Annotated in this window: 20 protein-coding genes and 5 pseudogenes; 6 read left to right on the top strand and 19 right to left on the bottom strand. The window is 60.5% G+C overall.

The window, feature by feature from the left end:
• The 3 genes from BO1_RS43515 to psrA form a co-directional block, all read right to left on the bottom strand.
• A partial coding sequence (locus tag BO1_RS43515) for an alkaline phosphatase family protein (RefSeq protein ID WP_028222937.1) occupies positions 1 to 838 on the bottom strand: 838 nt, incomplete at its 3' end.
• A gap of 28 nt (positions 839 to 866) precedes the next feature.
• A complete protein-coding gene (locus tag BO1_RS43510; protein WP_028222936.1) occupies positions 867 to 2,171 on the bottom strand; it encodes an MFS transporter in 1,305 nt (434 codons plus the stop codon).
• A 179-nt stretch (positions 2,172 to 2,350) separates the two neighbouring features.
• Positions 2,351 to 3,442 (bottom strand): iron-containing alcohol dehydrogenase PsrA, encoded by a 1,092-nt coding sequence (gene psrA, locus BO1_RS43505; protein ID WP_028222935.1) that lies wholly within the window; start codon positions 3,440 to 3,442, stop codon positions 2,351 to 2,353.
• 101 nt (positions 3,443 to 3,543) lie between these two features.
• Between psrA and BO1_RS43500 the strand changes: the two genes are divergently transcribed.
• Complete coding sequence (locus tag BO1_RS43500; RefSeq protein ID WP_028222934.1) at positions 3,544 to 4,437, top strand: LysR substrate-binding domain-containing protein; 894 nt, start codon at positions 3,544 to 3,546, stop codon at positions 4,435 to 4,437.
• A 312-nt stretch (positions 4,438 to 4,749) separates the two neighbouring features.
• Here the strand turns inward: BO1_RS43500 and BO1_RS43495 are convergent, their stop codons facing one another.
• Positions 4,750 to 4,953 (bottom strand): DUF2970 domain-containing protein, encoded by a 204-nt coding sequence (locus tag BO1_RS43495; protein ID WP_028222933.1) that lies wholly within the window; start codon positions 4,951 to 4,953, stop codon positions 4,750 to 4,752.
• Between the two features lie 429 nt (positions 4,954 to 5,382).
• Between BO1_RS43495 and BO1_RS43490 the strand changes: the two genes are divergently transcribed.
• Complete coding sequence (locus BO1_RS43490) at positions 5,383 to 6,804, top strand: aminotransferase-like domain-containing protein (RefSeq protein ID WP_028222932.1); 1,422 nt, start codon at positions 5,383 to 5,385, stop codon at positions 6,802 to 6,804.
• 335 nt (positions 6,805 to 7,139) lie between these two features.
• Here the strand turns inward: BO1_RS43490 and BO1_RS43480 are convergent.
• Together BO1_RS43480 and BO1_RS43475 are read right to left on the bottom strand one after the other, a co-directional pair.
• Positions 7,140 to 7,412: pseudogene (locus BO1_RS43480) on the bottom strand (porin); the annotation flags it as partial.
• Between the two features lie 119 nt (positions 7,413 to 7,531).
• Positions 7,532 to 8,890, bottom strand: coding sequence for an MFS transporter (locus BO1_RS43475; protein ID WP_028222930.1), 1,359 nt, complete (start codon positions 8,888 to 8,890; stop codon positions 7,532 to 7,534).
• 996 nt (positions 8,891 to 9,886) lie between these two features.
• Between BO1_RS43475 and BO1_RS55275 the strand changes: the two are divergent.
• Positions 9,887 to 10,333 (top strand): annotated as a pseudogene (locus tag BO1_RS55275) (transposase); the annotation flags it as partial.
• Positions 10,334 to 10,370: 37 nt separating this feature from the next.
• Here BO1_RS55275 and BO1_RS61605 read toward each other — a convergent pair.
• Positions 10,371 to 10,913, bottom strand: coding sequence for a hypothetical protein (locus tag BO1_RS61605; RefSeq protein ID WP_245644070.1), 543 nt, complete (start codon positions 10,911 to 10,913; stop codon positions 10,371 to 10,373).
• Positions 10,914 to 10,962: 49 nt separating this feature from the next.
• Positions 10,963 to 11,148: pseudogene (locus BO1_RS62210) on the bottom strand (hypothetical protein); the annotation flags it as partial.
• Between the two features lie 296 nt (positions 11,149 to 11,444).
• Between BO1_RS62210 and BO1_RS59880 the strand changes: the two are divergent.
• Complete coding sequence (locus tag BO1_RS59880; RefSeq protein ID WP_156992739.1) at positions 11,445 to 11,876, top strand: hypothetical protein; 432 nt, start codon at positions 11,445 to 11,447, stop codon at positions 11,874 to 11,876.
• Positions 11,877 to 11,987: 111 nt separating this feature from the next.
• On the opposite strand, the pseudogene BO1_RS55265 reads toward BO1_RS59880, so the two are convergent.
• Positions 11,988 to 12,257 (bottom strand): annotated as a pseudogene (locus tag BO1_RS55265) (DDE-type integrase/transposase/recombinase); the annotation flags it as partial.
• A 423-nt stretch (positions 12,258 to 12,680) separates the two neighbouring features.
• On the opposite strand from BO1_RS55265, the gene BO1_RS55260 reads away from it, so the two are divergent.
• Positions 12,681 to 13,388: a gamma-glutamylcyclotransferase gene (locus BO1_RS55260; RefSeq protein ID WP_043288850.1), complete on the top strand. Its 708-nt coding sequence runs from the start codon at positions 12,681 to 12,683 to the stop codon at positions 13,386 to 13,388.
• 296 nt (positions 13,389 to 13,684) lie between these two features.
• On the opposite strand, the pseudogene BO1_RS43450 reads toward BO1_RS55260, so the two are convergent.
• The 10 genes and pseudogenes from BO1_RS43450 to BO1_RS43400 form a co-directional block, all read right to left on the bottom strand.
• Positions 13,685 to 13,903: pseudogene (locus tag BO1_RS43450) on the bottom strand (peroxiredoxin-like family protein); the annotation flags it as partial.
• Positions 13,904 to 13,958: 55 nt separating this feature from the next.
• Entirely contained in the window at positions 13,959 to 15,341 is a 1,383-nt protein-coding gene (locus BO1_RS55255) for an MFS transporter (RefSeq protein WP_043288848.1), read from the bottom strand.
• Between the two features lie 329 nt (positions 15,342 to 15,670).
• On the bottom strand, positions 15,671 to 16,189 hold the full coding sequence (locus tag BO1_RS43440; RefSeq protein WP_028222927.1) for a 3-isopropylmalate dehydratase small subunit: 519 nt from the start codon (positions 16,187 to 16,189) through the stop codon (positions 15,671 to 15,673).
• 8 nt (positions 16,190 to 16,197) lie between these two features.
• A complete protein-coding gene (locus tag BO1_RS43435) occupies positions 16,198 to 17,454 on the bottom strand; it encodes a 3-isopropylmalate dehydratase large subunit (protein WP_028222926.1) in 1,257 nt (418 codons plus the stop codon).
• A gap of 156 nt (positions 17,455 to 17,610) precedes the next feature.
• Complete coding sequence (locus BO1_RS43430; RefSeq protein WP_028222925.1) at positions 17,611 to 18,486, bottom strand: fumarylacetoacetate hydrolase family protein; 876 nt, start codon at positions 18,484 to 18,486, stop codon at positions 17,611 to 17,613.
• Between the two features lie 158 nt (positions 18,487 to 18,644).
• Positions 18,645 to 19,250, bottom strand: a complete 606-nt coding sequence (locus BO1_RS43425; protein ID WP_028222924.1) for a TetR/AcrR family transcriptional regulator — start codon at positions 19,248 to 19,250, stop codon at positions 18,645 to 18,647.
• A 105-nt stretch (positions 19,251 to 19,355) separates the two neighbouring features.
• Positions 19,356 to 20,078: an SDR family oxidoreductase gene (locus tag BO1_RS43420; protein ID WP_028222923.1), complete on the bottom strand. Its 723-nt coding sequence runs from the start codon at positions 20,076 to 20,078 to the stop codon at positions 19,356 to 19,358.
• 701 nt (positions 20,079 to 20,779) lie between these two features.
• On the bottom strand, positions 20,780 to 21,109 hold the full coding sequence (locus BO1_RS55250; protein ID WP_043288847.1) for a DUF1330 domain-containing protein: 330 nt from the start codon (positions 21,107 to 21,109) through the stop codon (positions 20,780 to 20,782).
• Between the two features lie 634 nt (positions 21,110 to 21,743).
• Entirely contained in the window at positions 21,744 to 22,160 is a 417-nt protein-coding gene (locus tag BO1_RS56730) for an MFS transporter (RefSeq protein WP_156992737.1), read from the bottom strand.
• A gap of 588 nt (positions 22,161 to 22,748) precedes the next feature.
• Positions 22,749 to 23,354 carry a TetR/AcrR family transcriptional regulator gene (locus BO1_RS43400; RefSeq protein WP_028222921.1) on the bottom strand — a complete coding sequence of 202 codons (606 nt, stop codon included), beginning with the start codon at positions 23,352 to 23,354 and terminating at the stop codon, positions 22,749 to 22,751.
• 202 nt (positions 23,355 to 23,556) lie between these two features.
• Here BO1_RS43400 and BO1_RS60830 point away from each other — a divergent pair.
• Positions 23,557 to 23,781: hypothetical protein (locus tag BO1_RS60830; RefSeq protein ID WP_218002865.1), on the top strand; the 225-nt coding region annotated here is incomplete at its 3' end.

Below are 23,781 nucleotides of genomic sequence, written 5' to 3'. Positions count from 1 at the left end.
GGGCGTTGCCCTTGCCGGTCCACTCGTCGAACAGGTCCTGCAGATACAGCACGTCGGGTTCGCCGTTCGCGCGGTGCTTGACGTTCATGCCGTGGTCGGCCGTGATCGCGAGCACGCAGCCTGCCGCGTCGAGCTGGCCCACGTAGTGGTCGAACATCGCGTAGAAGTCGTTGGCCTTCGGCGAGCCCGGCGCGGCCTTGTGCTGCACGTAGTCGGTCGTCGACAGATACATCAGGTCGGGACGGAAGGTATCGAGCAGCTTCACGCCCGCGGCGAACACGAACTCGGAGAGATCGGCCGAGTAGACATCGGGCAGCGGCTTGCCGACGAACGCGAGCACGTCGTCGATGCCGTTGGCCGCACGCGTGGCCTGGTCGGCCTTTTCGGCGGAGAAGGCGATCGCGCGGCCGCTCGCAAAATCGAGCCCCTTGCCCAGCAGCGTGCGCAGCTTGTCCTTCGCGGTGACCACGGCCACCTTGGCGCCCGCGTCGTGAAATGCCGCGAAAATCGTGGGCGCACGCAGGAAGCGCGCGTCGTTCATCATCACTTCCTCGCCGCTCGTGCGGTCGTAGAAGTAGTTGCCCGCGATGCCGTGCACCCTGGGCGGACGGCCCGTGAGGATCGAGAGGTTGTTCGGGTTCGTGAAGCTCGGAATCACGCACTGGGCGATGCGGTTCATGCCCGTGTGCAGCATCTTCGCGAGGTTCGGGGCGCGCCCGGCCTTGATGGCTTCCTCGATATAGGCCGGCTCCGAGCCGTCGAGGCAGATCACGACGACGGGCGCGTCGGGAAGCCGGTATTCGCGGCCGTTCACGGCTATGGTTGATGCTGGGTTCATGTAGAGCTCTCCTGGGGGGCTGTGATCTTCAGAACATGCGTCGGATTAAATAGGTACAACCCGCGCTAAGTAATCCTACGCATGTGATATAAAGCGCGATCCACCATGGCTGCAGATCGCCGTAGTGCAGAAGCGACGTGGCGATGAGCGGCGTAATTGAACTGGAGACGATGCCGGACACCTGGTATACGATCGAGATGCCGCTATAGCGCACTCGCGTATCGAACAGTTCGCAGAACAGCGCGGCCTCGGGGCCGTAGACGAACGCATAGATCACACCGAGCGTGATCACAATGGTGGCCGTCACGGCAATGAGACTGGTCGAGTAGTGAAAGACCGCAAAGGCCGGCCATGCGCTCATGCCGCAGGCCAGCGCACCCCAGCCGAACACCTTGCGCCGCCCAAAACGGTCCGACAGGCGCGACGCGAGCGGAATCATGAACATCAGCACCAAAGCGGCAAGCGTGACGGCCGCGAGGATCGCCGACTTCGCGTAGTGCTGGATGCCGATCAGGTAGCTCAGCGCGAACACCGCATAGATGTTGAAAATCACCCCGTCGATATAGCGAGCGCCCCAGCCCAGGAGGACATTGCCGCGGTAGTCGGCGAACACCTCGCTCGCCGGTACTTTGGCGACCGCATGCGTGTCGCGGATCTTCGCAAACGCGGGCGTTTCGACGACGCGCAAGCGGATAAACATGCCTACGGCAACGAGCAGGATGCTGGCCATGAAGGCGGCGCGCCAGCCCCATTGCAGGAAGGCCTCGGGCGTCAGCCAGGTGGTGAGCGCAGCCACGACGCCGCTACTCAGGCACAGGCCGATTGCGAGCCCGATCTGCGGATAGGATGCGTACAGGCCGCGCTGTTTGCGTGGCGCGTACTCGAAGGCCATCAGCACCGCACCGCCCCATTCGCCGCCGAGCCCAATACCCTGGAGCAGCCGCAAGAGCAGCAGACAGGCCGGCGCCCAGATGCCGATCGACGCGTACGTGGGCAGCACGCCGATCAGAAACGTGGACACGCCCATGATGGAAAGCGTGAGCACCAGCAACGGCTTGCGCCCGAAGCGGTCACCGAAATGGCCGAAGATCACTCCACCCAGCGGCCGGGTGACAAAGCCGACCGCATACACCGTATAGGCCAGCATGGTGGAGACGAAAGCGTTCCCCGTCGGGAAGAAAAGCTTGTCGAATACGAGCCCGGTAATCGTGCCGTAGAGGAAAAAATCGTACCACTCGACGGTTGTGCCGATCAGACTCGCCAGGGCAACTGACTTCACAGACCTGGTGTCGACGCTTGCCGCGCCGCCTCCTGCAATTTCCACTGCTTCCATTGCTTGTCTCCTGATAGTTGCCGGGCCCATGACATCGCTTGACGTCCGCGGCCCGGCACTTGCCGTTCATGCGGCTTGTGTTGTGCTGCGAGATATGCCGGCGCCAAACCGGACGAATCTTCTCCTCCTCACTCACCGTGCGGTGATGCTGCTCCCGTTGTCTCGCTGCTGCCGGAACGTCAGACCGCTGCAGCGATGAAATTGCGTCCGCGCGGACCGCTCAATGCGTGTGCGATCATCCGGTCCGATTCCTCGGCGCTTACGCCGTAGCTTGAAAACGAGGTACGCACGCCAAGCGCTTCGAGAAACCCGGTCAGGTAGTCACGCGCATCGGTCAGCGGGCAAGGAAAGACTTTCGCGAGCACGGCATCGCGCGCAGCGCTTTTTCCGAGCGCGAGATCCAGCACCATGGGCAGCGTGAATGAACAGGCGACTCCATGAGGTAAGCCGTGATGGATCGTCATCTCATATGAAATGGAATGAGCCAGTGCGGTCTTCGTGTTCGAGAACGCGAGCCCGGCTTTGAGCGCTGCGAGCGAGGCCTGCTCGCGCAGTGTCCGGTCCTGCAGATTCGCGACGAGCGCCGGCAGTGTGGCCAGCATGTCGCGCGCGGCGGACACGGCGAATTCGTCGGAAATCGGATTCGCGTTGACGTTCCAGATGGCTTCGAGCGCGTGCGACAGTGCATCGAGACCGCTTTGCACGGTGACCGATTGCGGTAAGGACAGCGTGAGATCCGGATCGACAATCGCGGCGTCTGGCCACGTCTGCGGAAGCTGCAGCGAATACTTGCGCTGCTTGATCGTGCGGTCCCAGATCGTCGCCCACGGCGTGACTTCGCTGCCGGTGCCCGCGGTAGTCGGCACCGTGATCAGCGTCTTTACGCGCGGGGGGGTGAACGGCTTACCCGTGTCGAGCAAGTCCAGGAGTTCCTCAAACTCATTACTTTCCGTGCCGACCATCAGCGCCTTGGCCGTGTCGAGCACGCTGCCGCCGCCGATTGCGACGACCACTGGGCAGTCCTCGTGCCTGTGCCAGAAGTCGCCGTACAACCCGGCGAGATGGGTGACGTCAGGATTCGGCTGCACATCGTCGATCACCGCGACCACGCTGTCACCGCACAGCGCACGCACACGTTGTACGAGGCCGAGCTGAGCCGCCTCGGCGAACGTCACGACAACCGCGTGGCGGCCGTTGAGAATCTCGGGCAGCCGCTCGATACAACCGGGGCCGAAATTGACCTCTACAGGATTCCAGAAAACACCGTTCATCGTCTCCCCTTGTTTGGTGGGTGTTCGTTACGGATGAATTATGGGAAACATCGATGTATAGTAAAAATACAAATATTTCTTTCAATGTATTGAGCCAATCTATGCGACTCACTCAATTGCGTTCGTTCTACGCCGTCGGCAAGCACGGCAGCGTGACGGCTGCAGCGCGGGCGCTGCACGTCAGCCAGCCGACTGTCACGACCCAGGTGCGGGATCTCGAAGAGCGTTACGGGGTGGAGTTGTTCCACCGCAGCGGCCGGCGGATCATGTTGAGCGCGGCCGGGGAAACCCTGTTCGCGATTGCCCAGCGGATGTTCGTCAATGAACAGGAGGCCATCGATTTTCTGGAGGAATCGGCGGGTCTGAGCACCGGGATCATCCGCGTGGGCGCGGTCGGGCCGCTACATGCCATGGAAATCGTGGCGGCGTTTCATCTTCGCTACCCGGGATTGCGAGTGTCGATCCGGCTCGGAAACTCCGAGGAAACCGTGCGCGGCCTGTTGTCGTATGAAACGGACGTCGCGGTGCTGGCGCAATACGGCGCCAACCCTCTGCTTCATTACGTGCCCTATCGGCAGCACCCGCTGGTCATCATCGTTCCGGCGACGCATCGGCTGGCGCGCGGGCGCAGCATCCGTCTGGAAGAGCTGCGCGGCGAGCCGATGATCATGCGCGAGCCGGGCTCCACCACCCGCAAGGCCCTGGAGGACGCACTGCATCGGCACGGCATCGAGCCGAATTTTTCACTGGAAGTGGGCAGCCGCGAGGCCGTGCGTGAAGCGGTCATACTGGGGCTCGGGATCGCGGCGGTGTCGGAGCGCGAACACGTCGAGGACTCGCGACTGCGCAAGCTGACGATCCGGGGCGACAAGGTGACGACTCATGCACATGTGGCCTGCCTTGCGGAGCGAAAGGCCGCGCGGCTTGTGCAGGCTTTCCTCGACGTGGTCAACGAGGTGTTGATCGAAAAAGGTGCCGGGGCCAACGCACGCTAAACATCTCGCAGTTGCAGGCTGCTGCCCTGCATGCGGCGGACCATCTCGTCGCTTACGGCAACACCACGTCCAAACAGCCGCTCTCCGGTCGTGCACGTCAGAACGGGTGCCCCCAGTCGGGAAAGGAACTGGTTTGGCGTCGATGAGCTCCCCGCAAGGGCAATCGGCGCGTGGGCGCCATCAAAGGTACGCTGCGCGTGCATGTCGAGACGCGGGCGTGCTTTGGCGATCGCCCATCGGGCAAGCCTGATACATGCATGCAGACCGTTTCGACATCCCGAACAAGCCACAAGCCTGGCCAGGCGCCTATGTTCAGAACCCTTGTGCGGTTCCCGTGGAGTGCGCGACCAGCAACACTACGCCCAGAATGCACGCGCCGATGAGGACAGCCAGTCCAACTGCTACGAACGGCAGCCAGCTGAAGTTCACATTGGCGAAGTCGGCCTCGTGGGCCGCACTTTTGCGCACGCCGAAGAAGCTCCACAGAACGATGCGTACCATGCGGATGAGTTCCATCATTTCCTCCGTTTCACTCGATAACATGGCGTCATGTTCAAACTTCCTTATGAACGGGAAAAGCAGCAGTTGCGGACGATTTGACGGATGCAGCCCGTGTGGCTTGCGTGCAGACACGACAAGATGCCCCGACACTCGCGTGCCGGGGCCCAATGCTTGCCACGCTACAGGCAATAAGAGCCGCAAGCTCTGCGGGTTTAGGTGATGATCCAGGCACTCGCGCAGTAATCCCGGCGCACCCCGGGAGAACAGCCCCGGACTTCGATGCGCGCTGGCTGCAATGATCCGCCCCTACGCAGTCGCCGTACAGAAGCAGACGACGCAAAAATCATCGCCGCAGATTGCTTCTCAATTCCGGCCAGAGATACGAAAATCGAACCGGATTGCTGCGTACACCCCCAACAACATCATTTCAACGAGCGCAAGCGCATGACACGCTACGAGCTCCTGGCGCAAACCATGGCCACCGAGATTCGCTCCGGCAACCTCGCGCCCGGCTCGCGCATGCCGTCGCTGCGGCAGATCATTGCCCAGCACGGCGTGAGCCAGTCCACCGCGACGCGCGCTTACTATCTGCTCGAACAGTGGGGCCTCGTGCGCGCCGAGGAGCGCTCGGGCTACTACGTCGCTCCGCCCGCCAAACCTTCGCGGGCGACGTCGCACGCGCCGGCCGGTGAATTGGCCACCGTCGATATCAGCGAACTCGTTTTCTCGGTGCTCGACGCCGCCAAGCGCCCAGGCATCGTGCCACTCGGCTCCGCCTTCCCTTCGCCCCTGCTTTTTCCGCTCTCACGTCTTGCGAAATCGCTCGGCCAGGCCGCGCGCAGCGTGAGTCCGTGGAGCACGGTGGTCGATCTGCCGCCGGGCAACGAGAGCCTTAGACGGCAGATCGCGCTGCGTTACATGCGCGTGGGCATTTCGCAGCCGGCCGAGGATATCATCGTCACCAACGGCGCGCTCGAAGCGCTCAATCTTTGCCTGATGGCGGTCACCCAGCCCGGCGACATCGTTGCCGTCGAATCGCCGGGCTTCTACGCCGCCCTTCAGGCGATCGAGCGGCTAGGCCTGCGCGCCGTCGAGATTCCCGTCGATACCGTAACGGGCCTCGACCTCGACGCGCTCGCCGAGGCGCTCGACAGGCACCCCGTGCGCGCCTGCTGGTTCATGACGAATTTCCAGAACCCGACCGGCGTCACGCTATCGGCGGCAAAGAAAGCGGCGCTCGTCGAACTGCTTGCGAAGCACGACGTCCCGTTGATCGAAGACGACGTGTACGGCGAGCTGCACTACGCGCCGAACTACCCGCCGCCGGCCATGGCCTTCGACCGGCGCGGCCTCGTCATGCACTGCGGTTCGTTTTCGAAGAACCTCGCGCCGGGCTACCGCGTCGGCTGGGCGAGCGCGGGGCGTTTCGCCGCGCGCGTGCAGCGCCTCAAGCTCATGACGACCATCTCGGCGAGCATCCCCGTGCAGGCCGGCATTGCCGATTATCTGGAACACGGCGGCTATGAGCGCCACCTGAAGAAGATCCGCCTCGCCATGCAGCACCAGCGCGACGCGATGATCGAAGCGATCCGCCGCTGGCTGCCTGAAGGCACGCAATACACGCGCCCTGAAGGCGGCTATTTTCTCTGGCTCACGTTCCGCGAGCCCATCAACGCCATGGCGCTGCACCGTCTCGCCATCGAGCGAGGCATCAGCGTGGCACCGGGCCCGCTCTTTTCCGCGTCTCACGCTTTCGAGAATTGCATCCGGCTGAATTACGGCCATCCGTGGTCACCTCGCATCGACAAGGCGATCGGCACGCTCGGAGAACTGCTCGTCCATCCAGACGTGCGCGCACAATCGTGAGCTACGCATATGCGCCGCATCTGCTGCGCTCGTTTATGCGTCATCTGCTGCTTGAGGTGCCTTCTGCGGCGCGATAAGGTCAACACTCCGCCTTCGCGTACTCGCGCATTGCCCGCGAATATGACGAACCTGAAGCCGAGGTCCACCGGCGCGCCATGGAGGCTCAACGCAAGCTCGGCACCGCTCGCTTGCCGTGATCAGCTCACGTCCGTTCATGGTTCGCCCCTAAGGCGGCCAAAGCCTTTTTCAGCAAGGCGATCATGCATCAAGGCAAGCCGCCCTAGACCGTCACGCTCGACGGTTATCCCGCCTCACACCGTGCGGTGCGGGCACTGACGGCATGCCCCCGAGTCGCCCGGTATTTGCCCTGCACAGGTGCCCTGGCCTGGCGAGTTGCCGGTGCCGGCGGCGTCGCGGCCAAACGACCAGGTCGCACCCGCCGTTACGCCGTGCCACTTGCCTTTCCATGCGACGGTATTGTCGCCGCGTGCGTTGGGCACGTAGTTGTCGAATGTGCCCATGCCGCCGTAGATATCCGGTCCGAGCAGATCCGAATCCTGGAGCGCCCAGAACGTCATCGTGTACTGACGCCCAAAACTGCATAGGCCGCACTGCTCGCGGCCATGCCGAATGACGCCGCGAAGGTCGCGGCGATGATCTTTTTCATTGGACGTCGCTCGTGCGTTCGTCGTTTTATTTTGGTCACTTCGTGCGGCGCGCGCCGCGTTCATTCCCCGCTCAACAGCAATTCGTCTTGCGGCGCAATGGGCCCCTGCGTGCGCCAGCGTCCGAGTGCCATCATCGCGACACCCGCAACGACCGCAGGCACGCCGACGATCACGAAGACCGACGGCAACGTCAGCCCCATCGAGAGCATCGCGCCGCCCGCGACCGAGCCGACCACCGAGCCCAGCCGGCCGACTCCGTTGGCCCAGCTCACGCCCGTTGCGCGGCAATCGGTCGGATAGAACGCCGCGGTGAGCGCATTGGCGCCGACCTGCGAGCCAGATATGCAAAAGCCGGCGAGGAATACAGCGAGCGCTGCGAGCCAGGGCGTGGCTGCGAGTGAGCCAATGGCGGCCGTGAACACACCGGCCGCCGCGTAGCTCGCACCGAGCACATAGCAGGGGTTGAGCCGGTCCATGAGCCAGCCAAGCACGATCGCGCCGAGCGTGCCGCCAACCTGGAACATCGCCGTGACGAGCGCCGCCGTGCGCAGTGAGGCCCCGGTCGTTCGCAGCAGCGTTGGCAGCCAGCTCGACAGCAGGTAGATCACGAGCAGGCTCATGAAGAAGGCCAGCCACATAAGCAGCGTGCCGCGCAGCAGTTCGGGACGGAACAGTTGACCCACCGGCGAACCGGCCGCTTTCGCACCGGACGTCGTGAACGTCGCGTCTGCGAGGTCGGCATCGGGGGCGATGCGCGCGAGCGTGCGTTCGATGCGCTCGCGATGTTCGCCGCGGCTTGCGAGATAGCGCACCGATTCTGGCAGCCGCCACGCGAGGAGCGGCACAAGTGCGATCGGTACAATGCCACCCACGAACAGCACCGAGCGCCAGCCGTAATGCTCGATGAGCGCGGCTGCTGCGAATCCACCGAGCGCGGAGCCGATCGTGAAGCCGCAGAACATCGTCGTGACGAGAAACGAGCGGCGCGCCGACGGGCAGTACTCCGAGGTGAGCGTGATCGCGTTCGGCATCGCGCCGCCAAGGCCGAGACCGGTCAGAAAGCGCAGCGCGATCAGCACGCCGATCGACGGCGCGAACGCCGACATCACACTCGCCAACCCGAATGCGCACACGCAAACGAGCAATAGACGCTTGCGTCCCACCCGATCGCCAAATGGGCCGAAAACGAGCGCACCGACCATCAGCCCTGCCAGTCCCACGCCGAACAATGGTGCGAGCTGCGTGGGCTGCAGTTGCCACTGCAAGTGCAGCACGGGTGCGATGAAACCGATCGCGGCGGTATCGAAGCCATCAATTGCAACGATCATGAAGCATAGCGTGACGATCAGCATCTGAAACCGCGAGACGCGATGCCGATCGATGAAAGCCGTCACGTCGACGGTACGTGAGATTGCCATGGGTGTCTCCTCAGATTACGGTTGCGCGTCGTGCGCACCGCTTCAAGCATTGCGCTGCGAGCTAGCTGTGGTGGTACGTCGAGGCCATGCGGCGCCCATTGGCGAGTCCTCCAGTACGCTCGCCCTGACGGCCACTTCGTTGTGGCGGTCGCGCCCCGTGCGCGCACATGCCCCTGCCCGGGCGGCGCGCCCTGCAGGCGCGCCGCGTCAGGGATATTCGGGAATCGGAGGCGTGGTCTGGCTGTGCGCTTGGCGCAGCCGGTTCTGCGCGGCGCTGAGAGGTCCTGGAACGCGCGCCGGTTTAACGTGCGGGACAGTGTTCGGCGTCGCGCATGCGACGGCGCAGACGATGAGTCGGGGACGGCGCCAGGCCGGCTGGAGCGCCGGCGCGCGATACGTCCGCGGGCGCGAGCTGGCGCTTGCGCAGCGAAGTTGCTGACATCGTTGTCTCCTGTCTTTTTCAGCCGTGGGCGTCGCGCCCTGGCTTTACGCGTCGATGTGACGGAGCCAATTAGACGCCATGGAGGTATGCCGCGTAAAATGATAAATTCATATCTTCCATATGTTTTTTCATATATCTGAATCTGGAAGAGATTTCGCGCCGACGTGCCGATAAGCGCACCAAAAGCGACCTCTGAAGGTCCTGATGGCCCACCGCGAACGGTGAAAGCTCGCGCATTGTCACCGTTATCCGTTCTATTGCTGCTGCCATCGAAGCTCCCGAAGCCGGACCTCCAGCGGGCTGGCAAGCTTATGATGAACTCAAGTCGGACATTTCCATGTAGCCCGGACATCATCGTGTGGCCACTACGACAACATGGGGTGTGGCCCCGTTTCTAAATTCTATTACGTTAAATTCACCCGAGAGCAAAATAGGAACATTCACAATCTGCACGAAGGCGCACTCAATCCGAACGCCTGCGTGGGCCGGTCGAAATCACTCCAGGCCCCTTTGACTGCGGGCTGGAAGGTGTTAGGAACTTTGTATCGGACCAGATATCCTGGCAGGATGAAAAAAGCAGGCCATACCCAACGGATGTGTCGGATGAAGAGTGGTACTTCGCCGCTCCGTATCTGACCTTGATGAACAAAGACGCGCCGCAGCGCCGCTACGAACTGCGCGAGATGTTCAACGCACTGCGGTGGATCGTCCGCTCGGGTGCGCCGTGGCGTTTGTTGCCAAACGACTTTCCACCGTGGGAACTGGTCTATCAGCAGACGCAACGCTGGATTAGGGCGGGTTGTTTCGAGGCCATGGTGAACGACCTGCGTTCGATCATCCGGGTCGCGCAGTATCGCCGTGGTCAACCCAGCGCCGTCATTCTTGACGGGCGCACCCTGCAGTCGACCTGCGAGAGCGGACCTCGCGCGGGTTACGACGGCTACAAACGCAATCGCGGTAGCAAGGTCCACATGTCGATTGATACCTTGGGGCAGTTGCTTGTACAAAACCACCAGGCGACGTTCGCTGATACGCCGGCTATACCTCCAAGACCGTGAGCTCGTGGATGAACGGCAAGAGCCCGATCCCGATATTGGTTGGCAAACACCGATGCCTATCATTCGGGATTGCCTCCCCGCGTGACCTGCCCTTAAGGGAGACTCCCCGGGGCGAGCGCCAGCGGCTCGGCAGCCCCTTGCGCGCGCCTTGTTTAAGATACGGTTTCGTGACCACACGGAGCAGAGCGCACTCCGCCTTAGGGATCCATTGGCCCAAGACCAAAGAAGACGCCCGGGTCATAGTCGTAGTCACCATATTGAGGTGGGGGGAGTCCCGCGACGCCACCACCGCCACCACCACCGCCGCCACCACCACCGCCGCCACCACCACCACCACCGCCGCCGCCGCCACCACCACCGCCACCACCGCCACCACCGCCACCACCGCCACCACCGCCACCACCGCCACCACCGCCACCACCGCCAGCAGGCAGTCGTCCCACCCGAATACGCAGTTGGGTCGAATCTGTGGCGTTGACGCGCGCATGCAACAGATAATCGGCAGGAATCGCACGATACTCAAAGCAATGCACCAAAAAGCCTGCGAATAACTGTGTGTGACAGAGTGGGCAGTTACCTCGATTAGCGCCGTGGCCCTGCGTCACCCAGTCAGCAATGCACCCTTGGTGGTACTTATGGCCGCAAGTCGAGAGCGTAAGCATTCGATCATCTGGGGTGGCGGGGATAGCATTGATGCCTTGCTGACAAATAATGCACAAAGGGGGACCTGCGAGAACTGGCAGGTGGGGAACATGCATGGCGTACCTCCACAAGCTGACGGGATTACAGCGTCCTGAGAGACACGATGTACAGGAGGCCGCGCTCTCTCGCCGTAAGCACCGTCCGATCATCCACAGTTCGAACGGTGCATGAAAAAGACGAGAAAGGCCTCCGGTTTTTGAATGCCCCGAAGCCTCTACGCCGAATCCCCCGCGAGATCGTCGACCGGCGGCGCGGCTGCGCCCGCGATGACAGCGCAACCTTCACGACCAGGGCAGTCCCACCCACCTTGCGCGGCGCATACCGCCCCATGGCAGCGACACGGAATGGTTCGATGAGTCGGCACGCGCACGCATGCGTCGTGCATTGCTTCCGTCGTCTGAGTATTCGATTCGAGCGACGGGCGGACATTCAAAATGCATTACTCGGCTGCGGCATGATCTGCAAACATTACGGCGCATGCAGCATGCCGACGCCTTCCGACAACTACCGTCGACGTGGTAAGAAGCACCGCGAATTTCAAGGCTTCGCCGAGGGTAACTTCTTCGTCTTCGTTTCGCACTGGGATATGAGCGGAGCTATCCCGTCGATATCGTCGAGTCGTTCAGGCCGAAACCTCCTGGTAGCGTCGTCTTGTCAGGAGCGCATGCCATTCCTTTACGGCGATAACGAGCACGCCGCGCTCGCTGGCCCGATCAAGCCGCAAACGGACCCGGCTTCGGCCGGGTTCCGCCATCCAGAATCGATGCCGCATTGCCAACCATGAACGCCGTGGTGCCTGCACCGGGCGCCACGGGTTGACCGTATGCCAAAGCTTGATTCATCGTCCCGCGATTGTTGGCCTATCCGAGATGTTTCGATAAATATGGATACCTTATCAATTGAAGATGACAGCATTCCAGACGGCGGACGAAGTGGCACCCCTGAGCCCGAGCGCGGAGAGGTCAAACTCGCCCTCGCGAATGCGATGCACGGCCTTCATCTCCCGCACGGCCCGGTGTGAGGCGGCATACCCATCGAGCGTGATCGTCTCCGGCGGCTGGCCCTGATGTTTGATCGCCTTGCTGAAAAAGGCTTTGGCGGCGGCCACATCGCGTTTCGCCCTGAGCATGAAGTCCATTGTCTCGCCAGTTCGATCTACCGCTCTGTCCTGGCTACCTGGGGGCCGACAGTCTGTTGAGGAATCTCGTCGGAGCTACCGCATACTCCCTCCTGTCCAAGCCACTATGCCTCTCTGGAATAGGTACCATTCGCCATACCTCCCTACCGTGTGCCCCCCGCCTTCGAGCATCATCTCCGGTAAAGCGACGAGCCAGTGCCATCCCAGCCCGAACAGCGGAATTTGGGTGGTTCATTTTTCAGGGAGGTTGAGATGATTGACGTCCAGGCACTTTCAAAGTGATTCCCCAGCCGTCTTGCGCCGGTACGAGACGATCTGTGCGCGGGCTGCCGGGTGAGAGCGACAGGGCTCGTCACGACGCTCATCCAGCAATAGAGAGAAATCAAAGTCAGGCAACGTCGCAGCGGTCCCATCCGCCCAAGGCCGACGAGGCGAAAGCGAGAAAGCTTCATGTTGAACCGAACGATGATCAGCTCAGGTCGCTACCTTGAGAACTTTAAGGATCTGCCGGCGCACATCCGCTGGAGTCCGGACCAAATCGAGCAATCCTTGCAGGAGACGATGTGTCTACGTCCCGATACCGGGGATCTTTGGCTCTTCGGCTATGGGTCATTGATCTGGAACCCTGTGTGCCGGTACGAAGCATGCAGGCGCGCGACTTTGCATGGATGGCATCGCAGCTTCTGCATACGCACCACCGTTGGACGTGCGAGCCCACTCACGCCCGGCAGGATGCTGTCTCTGGAACCCGGGGGCGTGACGCACGGGGTGGCGTTGCGCCTGCCCGCTGTCTCGCTCGACGAAGAACTACGCCTCCTTTGGATCCGCGAGATGGCAACGGGCGCGTACCGTCCGACCTGGTCCAGCGTGACCCTGGAAGACGGAAGCCACACTACTGCCTTGATTTTCGTCGCCAAGCCGGAACATCCTTTCTATGATCGGGATGTCTCCGTGCTTGCTGTTGCGCCGTTTATTGCGACCGCGGTGGGTCCGGTCGGCACCAATGCTGACTACCTTTTCACGCTCAAGGCGTCACTCGCAAAGTGGCATGCTTCGGACGACTACGTCGACACGCTCGTCGACGCTGTCCAATCGATTCAGCGGGGCGATGCGTCACTGGGCGTCGGAACCGACCACGCCAACTCCCCGACCGGATAACCGGGACATGCTCTGTTTCGAGACCTAACTCTCCAGTCTTCGGCTGAGGGGTATGTGCTTGTTGAAGCTGTGGTTGGCAGCCTCAAGGTCGGCGAGGCCCCGGCCATCAGGATCAGGCCTCTGAACGCGGCCAGACAGTCACTTTTTCGAAATGCACCCGAGCGCGCATAGCGACTTCAAGTCACCCGGTCGCTGGCTCGCGCCGGCTTGTCCTGTTTTACACGAGACAAATTTGCACCCGTAATGACCCAGTGAATTCCTGCTCGCGCGCCCGCCCCGTACGGTTTCTCGAACACTCAGGCGGTCACGTTGGCTGCTTTCCGAATAGCCGGAATCAGATCGGCCGGTTCAGGTCTCTGCGTGTAGTCTGGATTGACCTCGGCATACACGATCGTCCCATCCTGGGCGATTACATAGCGTGCGGGCATCGGCAACGTCCAATCGGGGTCGTCATTGAAGGTCGGGAGATCATTCCTGAAGACGTTCTTGTAGAGCTCCACGAGATAGTCGGGCAGCCCATCGCACCCTGAGCTAGCCGCCTATCACTCCGCAAGGCTTCCGAAGAAGTTATTAGTGGAGCGTAGCGATGTCCGCACTCCCGTCATCGATTACAAGATGTCCGCCACGCCATGCAAGGAACCGGAGCAGGATTGAGGCGGATAGTGCGGGTACAGCCAGCAGTGCCAGGATCGTGGCAAACTTTAGGCCCATCCCCGTTAGCACCGCGCCCGCGAATGCACCCGCGACGCCGCCAATACGCCCAATGCCAAGCATCCACGCTACGCCGGTTGCCCGACCCTCCGTGGGGTAAATGCTCGCTGCGTACGCAGTCATCGCCGAAACCGCGCCGGTCACCACCGCACCTGTAACGAACGTCGCGATTCCCAACACCTTCGCGCCTCCTTCGGGGAGGCCAACCAGCAATAGCAATGCGGCGGAAACCAGCCACGCCAGCGAAATCGTCCGATTTCCGTCGTAGCGATCCATGAGGCGCCCCATGATCAAGTTGCCGATCGCTCCCCCCAAGGGAAAGAGCGAGGTCATCAGAGCGCTGGCCGAAACTGAGAAGCCTGCGTCCCGAAAAAGCGTCGGGAGCCAGTTCGTGAGCAGATAGAAGACAAGCAACGCCAGAAAGTAAATAAGCCATAGCATCAAGGTCCGGAACCGATAATGAGCCGAAATCACAAGGCCTATCGACGCGCTATGCCTCCCGTTTCCAGACGCGTCCTCACCATGCTCATGCCCGAGAAAGCGAACCCCTTCGAACAACTCGCCCCTGGACAGGCGACTCAAAATGCGCGCGATCTCCGCGTCCCGCCCCCCTTTGACGGCGAGGAATTTGGGCGACTCGGGTAACACCGCCCAAACGACCAGCGCCATGACGAGTGGCCAAATTCCGCCAACGGCCAATACCGAGCGCCACCCGAAGTTCGGAATCAACCACGCGGCCATCGCCCCGCCCGTGGCGAGACCGACCGCGAAACCTGCAGCCACGGCGTTGACAGCGAAGGCTCTGACCCGCACCGGCGCGTACTCGGCAACCATTATGACCGCATTCGGCATTGCGGCCCCTAATCCCAATCCGGTAACCAGGCGCAACACCGTCATCATGCCAATCGAGTTAGAAGATGCAGACATGGCGCTCGCCAAACCGAAGCAGACGATCGAGAGCGTAAAGACCTTCCTTCTCCCGGTCCGGTCAGCCAATGGACCAGCGAAGAGCGCACCAACTCCAAACCCCACCAGCGCAGCGCTCACTACGGGTCCAAGGCTAGCCCGGGCGACTCCCCAATCTGCCACGATCGATGGGACAACGAGCCCAATCGAAGCCGTGTCGTACCCGTCGGCCATCATAACGACGAAGCACAACATAAAGATCACGATATGATAGGCGGTAAGCGGCCTGCTATCGATCACCGACTCGATTCGCGTCATTCCGGAAAGCGATTCCATTTTGTCTCCATTAACACAAATAAGGGGTGCCCAGATCCGCTTCCGGTCGACCGCCCCTATCAACTCCCCTATCGGGAGTTCTTATTTGCGACTCGCGTTTCCATTGGATTGCCTTAGGCACTTTCACCGAGGCGAGCTATTCTCGCGGGATGACGGAAAGCAATCCATACCCGACGACACGGCCCCCATGCGAACCAGCTCGACGCTTTGTGTCCGGGATACCCATCAACGAACCGCTTGCCTCATCGACTGACGCAGCCGACCTCGATGGTGCCACTCGACTCGATCCGAAGCGCTTCAGGGCGCGCGCTGCCCCGCCTGCTGAACTGCTATGCCGAGCGCTCGGGCGAAAGGGACTGAAGGTATTTGACCAGGCCGCCGGCACCGAGAATCAACCGTTCTGAACGGCTAAGTGGTTCAAATGGCAACGAGCGATTCGTGGACTGGTTGCGGACGATGTTTTCGCTCCATACAACCTCGATCTCATCCCACCGTTTGACCATCTCGAGAATGCCAGGACAGGTGATCTGCGGAAAGCCTTCCGCCATTTCGCCCCACAAGTAGCCCGGCGCAAACGACTCCGCAATCACGCACGATATTCCCAGGTCTCGCATTGCCGTCATCGGCGGATAGTGCGGATGACCATAACCGAAGTTGCGACCACCGATCAGAATATCGCCCGGTTGGACGCTGGAAACGAAGTTCGGATCGATGGACTGCATCACGATTTCCCGGAGCTTTTGCCGATCCTGAACGCGAATGTTTTTTACGCCGACAATCAGGTCAACGTCGTAGTCGTCGTCGGGAAACACGAAGGCAACGCGGCCATGAAGGTTCGTCAGGTTCATGTTCGTTCTCACAGGTATTTGCGGGGATCCGCAATACGGCCCTCGATCGCAGTGGCTGCCACTACTGCTGCGTTGCAGAGGAAAATTTCCGCCTCTGTACTGCCCATCCGACCGGGAACGTTGAGCGTGCCAGTCGAAACGGCGCGTTGCCCGGCAGCCATTATCCCGATACGACCGTAACAATAGTCGCAAGAAGATGACGACACAAAGGCGCCGGCTTCCACGAGCGAAGCAATAATGCCTTCCCGCGACGCTTCCGCCATGATTTGCTGGGAGGTCGGAACGACGTACAAGCTGAATCCGTCTGCGACACGACGACCGCGCAAAACCTTGGCAGCTGCTCTAAGATCTTCGAGACGGCCCGACGCACATGACCCCAGATACCCCACATTCACGGGCAGGCCGACAAACTCTTGCAGATCGCGCGTATTGGCGGGACTGGGAGGCACCACTACCACGGGCTCGATGACGCTCAGATCGATCTCGTGGATGTCCGAGTAGTGGGCATCGGGATCACTATAAACCGGCTCGATCTGCTTCTTCGCTCTTGGAAGCGCGTAATCGAGTCTTTCCGGGTTCGGATTGACAATCGCAGAAATAGCACCGGTGAACATCGCGAGACCGGTGATGGTCTGAAGTCCCTCGGTAGAAAGCGCATCGAGTCCTGGCCCCGCCAACTCCATGACCTTGAAGTGGCAGCCACCCGAGCCGACCTGCCTCACGATGTGATGGAAAACGTCTCGCGCCATCACGCCGGGACGGAGGGTACCTTTGAGATCGATGCGAACTGTATGCGGTACACGAAGCGAAATACGCTCCTGTGAATAGGCTTCGAGCATGTTTCGGTGGATGCCGAGCGCCAACGTCCCAAAGGTCCCCAATTGGCTGATATGTGGATCGAAGTGAACGACCAATGCCCCCGGGACGCCATAGCCAACCTCGGCAGCAACCTGATGTCCGATACCCTTTCTTTCGAACAGCTCGACATTATTTTCGGATGTCCACGTCCGGGTCTCGATGTGGAACGCTTCTTCGTCTTCCGTCGTGACCGGGACCATGTGATCGATGAAGATACCGAAACGATCTGGCTCGGCGATCCGTTGGATTCCCAAATCTTGTTTCAGTTGCTTGAAGTAGACGTTCGTGTAGCCGGGGAAGTCATATGCAAGAACGAAGTCCGGTTTGACCATGACTTCATCGCCTGCCGCTACCGAAGCCAGACCCGCAGCACGCGCGATGATTTTCTCAGTAATCGTTGAGCCCATTGTCTCTCCTCCGAGTGACGTGATTCGCCGAACAGAAGACGTCCGGCTTTGAAACTGATAGCTTACGGGGCAAGCATGCGGGTTGCCCCATCACCCCAGACACCCAATTCGCAATCCTTATTTTTCGCGAATCGAATGATGCCTTTCGGAAGCATGCTATTTTTTCGCCAGGCGAAATGACGTCTCGTCGCTCCAGGCTACAACGCGCTGCGTCTGCGTGCCGAAGCCGTCAATGCCCAGTTCTACCGTATCGCCCGCCTTTAGAAAGACGGGGTCAGGCTTTTGCCCAAGGCCCACGCCCGCAGGGGTTCCTGTCGCGATCACATCGCCAGGCTCCAGCGCAAAGAATTCCGAAACATAGCTGACCAGCTCAGGCACACCAAAGATCAGATTGGCGGTCGTTCCGTTCTGATAGCGCTTGCCATTGACATCCAGCCAAAGACGAAGCGCCGACGGATCCTTCACTTCGTCGCGCGTCACCAGCCATGGCCCCATTGGTGCGAAACCGGGAAAGTTCTTACCCTTTGCCCACTGACCACCTCGCTCCAGCTGGTATTCGCGCTCCGATACATCGTTGAACAGACAGTAGCCAGCAACGTAAGAAAGCGCATTCTGCTGGTTGACGTACGTACCACCCTTGCCAATCACCACCGCCAGTTCGACCTCCCAATCGGTCTTCGACGAGTCTCGAGGCAATACGACATCGTCATTCGGTCCGCTCGGATGACACGTCTTCAAAAACACTATGGGCTCCGCCGGAATCGGAAGCCCCGTTTCCGCTGCGTGGTCGCGGTAATTCAGGCCGATGCAGATGATGCGACGCACGTTGGCGACCGGTGTCGCGAGGCGCATATCGGAACCAACAAGTGGCAGACTGTTCACATCAATCGACCGAATCAACGAGAGCCTCTCATCCGACAACCATGTCGACGAGATATCGTCCACATAGGCGGATAGATCCCGCAACCGCCCGTTGTCATCCACAATCCCGGGCTTTTCTGACCCTACTTCACCAAATCGCGCAAGCTTCATTCAACTTCCCCTTGATAAACGATTCGCGCACTTTGAATCACGCGTTGCCCATGGACAAGGCGATCTCGCGCGCTCACGGCATGCCATGCATTGGCTTCAAAGCGACACGAAGACTACGGACGCAGCGCCAACGAGCAAATTCAATCAATGCCTCCACCTCATTGACGGCCCAACAGTGAAGGCAGACCGAGCAACGCCAGGGCGTGTGTCACCATGCCTCTCAGCAAGGGGCGTCGTGGATTCACACACGCCAACACGCGCAGATCGAGAAAAATAACAAGCAATTGCGTGGCCGCCTCCTCAGGCGATACCGTGATGGGAATCTCGCCACTCTGGCAAGCCGCAGCCATGCAGCGTAGAAAAAACGCCCTCAACTGCGTAAGTTCACTTGCCGCAGCTTTCCGGAACTCCACATCGTCCGACATCGCGCCCACCGCCGAATTGATGAGCATGCAGCTACGCTGTAAGGGATCTGAGTGCAGGCGTTCGATCGCGTCACAAAAAAAAGCTGTAATCGCCGCGCTCGGTGCCTGTGTCGATTCGAGCCGCGCGATTCTCCGCCGCAGGTTATGGTCGACGTAATCCTTGAACGCACGGAGAAACAATCCCCGTCTATTTCCGAGCATTTTGTACAAGCTCCGCTGCGCAAAGCCGGCGATCCTCGCCAAGGCGGGTGCCGTCGTGCCCTCATACCCCTTCGTTCGGAAAGCATCTCCTGCCGCTTCGAGCACCTGATCTTCATTGAACTCACGTGGCCGCGCCATCGCTTACTCCGCAAAGCTTCATACTGCTTGACACAGAATCATTTTCTGGCATCCGCCATATAACTCGAGCGCGGCAACCCGGCGCGACCACGGCGCCCAGCACACTCACGACAAGGCCTTGCCTATCGAGCCACCGCCGTCAACAAACAGCGTCTGACCGGTCATGAACCCGGCATCGTCTGACAGCAGAAACGCGATTGTTGCCGCCAGTTCATCTGGCTTACCGAGTCGCCGCATCGGAATCAGCGAGAGGAAGCGCTGTTCCGCCTCGCTTCCCACAGGCGTGTTCTCGCGAAACATTTCGGTTTCTACGGGGCCGGGCGCAACCGAGTTGACGGTGATCCCGGCCTCTGCCAATTCCAGTGCCCAAGTTCGCGTGAAGCTCACCATCGCGCTCTTCGCGGCTGCGTAGGTGGATCGATGCGCGACGCCGAGCACTACAAGACTAGACAGGTTGACCACGCGCCCCCAACCCTGTTTACGCATATTCGGCAGAACCGCCTGAACGGTTTGCACGGCGGGTATCAAATTGGTGCGGAGTGTCATCTCCAGATCGTCGAGGTTAATCTCGTCCAGAGGTGCCAAGCGCACGAAACCCATGTTATTGACGACACCATCAAACGCAAAGCGCGTGGTGAGTTCCTTCAGGGCGCGGTCCGTTGCGTTGCGATCACTGAGGTCGACCGAAACGAGCGTGCCTGGAAACGCAGGATCATCGGTGCGACGCGCGAGGCCAACCACGTGATGGCCTGCTGCGGCAAGACGATTGGAAAGCGCGCGCCCGATACCTTTGGTAGCACCGGTCACAAGGAATGTACGCTGGGACATGATCGACTCCATTGAGATTGTCAAAGCTATTTCATATCAATCGCCACAAAACAATTGTATATCGGTCGATACGAAATGTGAAGAGGGTTGTCCAATTGTCCGTTGCCGCTCGGGGAGTTCTACGAGGCGCCGCACGCATGGTTCAGTCATCGAGGAACCGGGGATACCGCCATCCCAGCGGCCCGAGTGGGTCGCATGGGAAAAAATAACTCACGCCACGAGTTAAACCACAGGCCAGGAATAAGAGCTATGCCGCGCGAGAATATATGCTAGACGCGAGCCAACTTCGACGAGGCGCGGCGCGCCGTTTCGAGTTTTCGTCAGGGAGTTTTCATCGAAGCGACAACGAGGACGCGCTCCGTGGGCGCGCCCCAGGTTCCATGCCCTCGTCGCGCCGGCGAACACTATGTAATACGCTCGGGATTTCTGCTGACAGGGCGAGCGTCGGGCTACCTTGCAACGGGCTGAGCGCTTAGGTTTTCAACCCGCCAAGGCCATCGACTGCCGACCCAGTTCGACATGCAATGCATTGAGCGTGTACCGCGCCCTGCGTCTTGTTGCCAAAAAGACGCTAATGCCCCGCCCGCACGCGAGTGAGCACGCTGGCAATCGGAGAGAACCGTCTTGTGTGCTGCGCCGGCATGCGCATAACTACGTACACTGAAATCATCTGCTACCGGCGACGTGCGGCTCACACTTGCTTACTCCGAGGCCCCGGTCGATTGCGCAGCCTCAGGAGAGGAAGAAATCCCGTCCACCAGAATAAACTCAAGCGTTGCACAGCCTAAACGGAAGGGAATGATCGCTTGATACTCCTCTGAGCGGTAGCATCGTTCAGCAGTCTCAAAATCCGGAAATTCTGCAATAACAACATGAGGTCGATCCTGCTCGCCCTCGAAGATAATAGTCCGTCCGCCACGCGCAATGTGACGCCCCCCAAATTTCTCAAGAACGTCCGGCGAACGCTTCTTGTATTCCTGGAATGCGTTCAGATCGTGAATGGTCCCACGCACAAAGAAATAGGCTGACATGTGAACTCCTCAATTTTGCGCGTAACCAAGGTCACGCAGGTTGCAATCAACATCCGACGACCGGCCGCGACATCAGGCCGATGGATTCCCACGAAGTCAGGGCAGACCTCACCTACCTCACCTACATCGCCTGCATCACGCGACTCGCCCACAGGCTGCTCCCCTGCTATTGACAGTAGTCCTGACGCTTTCATTTTCGCCCAAGTGGATGCAGCTTGACGCCATGAGACGACCGGCCGGACATGCCTCATACGTTATGTATCAATCGATACATAAACTCTATAGAGGACCGTGAGTGTCGTCAAGAGGGGGAATCGATTCCTATGCGACGGATTCCAGTCTGCAAAGGCGCACCACGCCGGGTTTGACCCGAGTGACTTTGTGCACCGCAGTCCAACGGCAGAGGCGGCAAATCTACCGAACTGGGCCAACGTGTTTGTTCCACCGCTCAAAGCCACGCTCCGAACAACGGTGATGATCCAGTTCTGTCAGTCCTGCTTACGCTGCCACGATAATTGAGCTCCCCTGGCGCTAATTTGAATCAGGATGAAAATCCGCGTTTCCATAGACGAGACCATGATGGATCAGATCCCGAATACATTCTTCCGGTGGATTTGAATTCGCGGGTAGCTGCTCAAACGAGGCAGTTCGCGTCGATACGAATTCCCTTTGCAACGATCAGCGAGCCTACGATAAGCGGGCCTGTGATCACGCAGAGTCCATTGTTCAGGTTACCGGTGGCGGTCTTCACCCAGCCGACCAGCGTCGGGCTAACGAACCCGCCGGTCAATCCGATGCAGTTGATCAGCGCAATCGCGCCCGGCGCGGCCTTTGGTACCAGAGGGGCCATCGGGGATCGATAACAGGTCGGCATCGGCGAAAACACGGTGATCGTCGCCACAGTGAGCGCGAACACGACGAGCCCGCGGTTCTGCCCGGCGACCGACTCGAGCGCGAGTGCCGCCGCTCCGGGCAGCGCGCAGCCGGCCACATGCCAGCGGAGTCTATGCATGCGGTCGGAGTGGCGGGATAGCAGCACCATCCCGATCATGGCCGCACAGTACGGAATAACTGATCACAAGCCGATCCGCGCAACGCTGGCGACGCCCGCGGAGCGTAGCATTATCGGCATCCAGGACAATACTGTGTAAATTCCGCAACTGATCGTGAACCACGCGATCGCAATCGCGTAGACGTTCGGGTCGCGCATCGCTTGTGCGAAGGCCCGCACATCGCGTCCGGACGCGTATGGCAACCGTCCCGCGACGACACTGCGTTCGGCCGGCGATCGCCAGCGCGCGCTTTACGGCGCGTCCTGCAGCCATCGGAGCGCTGCGAGCCCAACTGCCACCCGCTGCGGGCCTTCGAGCGAGGCGCGATTGTCACGCCTGCGCTGATCTTCTGCAGTAGCAAGTTGCTCGGCACTTCGCAGACAAAATAACTCGCGAAGAACATCTTGCGATACAACCCCTCGCTATCTGTCACGCCCAGCGTCGCGCCGGTCGCGGTGGATTCGAACGGGTCAGGCAGTCTCCTTGTCACTTGTTCCACGAACATCCTGCACGGACGTCTCTCTACTAACCCGGCTGGTCAGCGCCAGCTTGCCGCCTTCAGCGACCCGATTCGATCGATGCGCCGCCTACGTACGGCCCCGCAGCGAAGGCAAACCAAGCAGCGCCAGTGCAGGCGCCACCGAACCTTTCAGCAGCGGGCGTTTTGGATTCACGCGCGCCAGCACGCGCATGCCGAGAAGAATCGCAAGCAACTGCGTGGCCGCATCCTCAGCCGATACCGTGACCGGAATCTCGCCACTCTCACAACCGGCTTTCATGCAGCGTAAAAAGAACTCCCTCAACTGCGTCAGTTCGCTTGCCACAGCCTTCCGGAGTTCCTCGTCGTCCGAGGTCGCCTCCAGCGCCGAATTGACGAGCATGCAGCCACGCCGCAGAGGATCCGAGAGCGAACGCTCGATGATGTCGCCGAAAAACGCCGTAATCGCCGCAGCCGGCGTCAGCGTCGACTCGAGCCGCTCAATTCTCTGCCACAGGTTATGGTCGACGTAATGCTTGAACGCACGGAGAAACAACCCCCGTTTATCGCCGAACGCGTTGTACAAGCTCGGCTGCGTCAAGCCCGTAACCCTCACCAGATCCCGCGTTGTCGTGCCCTCATACCCCCTCGCCCAGAAAGCATCACCTGCCGCTTCGAGCACCTGCTCTTCATTGAACTCCCGTGGCCGCGCCATGATTTGTTCCCCACGTTTCCTATCTTTTGATGTCGTGCCATTATATTTCAATTGATACATAATGCAAGAGCAACGAACGGGGGCCGCTCATGGGCGGTGGCACCTCGGCGGAGTAGCGGTTGTGGCGGCGCGTCGAGGCCCGGATACAGGCCACGATGTTGCGCCCGCCCCCTGCTCCGACTTGGTAACGCCCGTCCGGGCGATGCTTGCCGCCTATCCCCGGAACGGGACCCGAATTTCGCAGGATATTGCCGTCGACATCCAGCGACGGGATGCGGTCCCGCGTGCCACACAGGGTGAATATCAGATGGTGGAGCCTATCTTCGGGCCGCAAGCCGGCTTACCCGCTCGCATGCATATGACCTATTACAAAAAAGAATGCGCCGCAAACACGGTCAGCCGCCCGCCATTGATCCCCTCCGTCCGC

Origin of the sequence: Paraburkholderia oxyphila NBRC 105797, from assembly GCF_000685075.1 — a bacterium.
Lineage (GTDB): Bacteria > Pseudomonadota > Gammaproteobacteria > Burkholderiales > Burkholderiaceae > Paraburkholderia > Paraburkholderia oxyphila.
Note: the sequence above shows the minus strand (reverse complement) of the source record. Positions and strands in the feature narration are given on the sequence as shown.

What these genes read in the sequence shown, in the direction of transcription:
- BO1_RS43510 (WP_028222936.1), bottom strand. Translation starts at nt 2,171, where the DNA reads ATGGAAGCAGTGGAAATTGCAGGAGGCGGCGCGGCAAGCGTCGACACC.
- psrA (WP_028222935.1), bottom strand. Translation starts at nt 3,442, where the DNA reads ATGAACGGTGTTTTCTGGAATCCTGTAGAGGTCAATTTCGGCCCCGGT.
- BO1_RS43500 (WP_028222934.1), top strand. Translation starts at nt 3,544, where the DNA reads ATGCGACTCACTCAATTGCGTTCGTTCTACGCCGTCGGCAAGCACGGC.
- BO1_RS43495 (WP_028222933.1), bottom strand. Translation starts at nt 4,953, where the DNA reads ATGGAACTCATCCGCATGGTACGCATCGTTCTGTGGAGCTTCTTCGGC.
- BO1_RS43490 (WP_028222932.1), top strand. Translation starts at nt 5,383, where the DNA reads ATGACACGCTACGAGCTCCTGGCGCAAACCATGGCCACCGAGATTCGC.
- BO1_RS43475 (WP_028222930.1), bottom strand. Translation starts at nt 8,890, where the DNA reads ATGGCAATCTCACGTACCGTCGACGTGACGGCTTTCATCGATCGGCAT.
- BO1_RS59880 (WP_156992739.1), top strand. Translation starts at nt 11,445, where the DNA reads ATGAGTCGGCACGCGCACGCATGCGTCGTGCATTGCTTCCGTCGTCTG.
- BO1_RS55260 (WP_043288850.1), top strand. Translation starts at nt 12,681, where the DNA reads ATGTTGAACCGAACGATGATCAGCTCAGGTCGCTACCTTGAGAACTTT.
- BO1_RS55255 (WP_043288848.1), bottom strand. Translation starts at nt 15,341, where the DNA reads ATGGAATCGCTTTCCGGAATGACGCGAATCGAGTCGGTGATCGATAGC.
- BO1_RS43440 (WP_028222927.1), bottom strand. Translation starts at nt 16,189, where the DNA reads ATGAACCTGACGAACCTTCATGGCCGCGTTGCCTTCGTGTTTCCCGAC.
- BO1_RS43435 (WP_028222926.1), bottom strand. Translation starts at nt 17,454, where the DNA reads ATGGGCTCAACGATTACTGAGAAAATCATCGCGCGTGCTGCGGGTCTG.
- BO1_RS43430 (WP_028222925.1), bottom strand. Translation starts at nt 18,486, where the DNA reads ATGAAGCTTGCGCGATTTGGTGAAGTAGGGTCAGAAAAGCCCGGGATT.
- BO1_RS43425 (WP_028222924.1), bottom strand. Translation starts at nt 19,250, where the DNA reads ATGGCGCGGCCACGTGAGTTCAATGAAGATCAGGTGCTCGAAGCGGCA.
- BO1_RS43420 (WP_028222923.1), bottom strand. Translation starts at nt 20,078, where the DNA reads ATGTCCCAGCGTACATTCCTTGTGACCGGTGCTACCAAAGGTATCGGG.
- BO1_RS55250 (WP_043288847.1), bottom strand. Translation starts at nt 21,109, where the DNA reads ATGTCAGCCTATTTCTTTGTGCGTGGGACCATTCACGATCTGAACGCA.
- BO1_RS56730 (WP_156992737.1), bottom strand. Translation starts at nt 22,160, where the DNA reads ATGATCGGGATGGTGCTGCTATCCCGCCACTCCGACCGCATGCATAGA.
- BO1_RS43400 (WP_028222921.1), bottom strand. Translation starts at nt 23,354, where the DNA reads ATGGCGCGGCCACGGGAGTTCAATGAAGAGCAGGTGCTCGAAGCGGCA.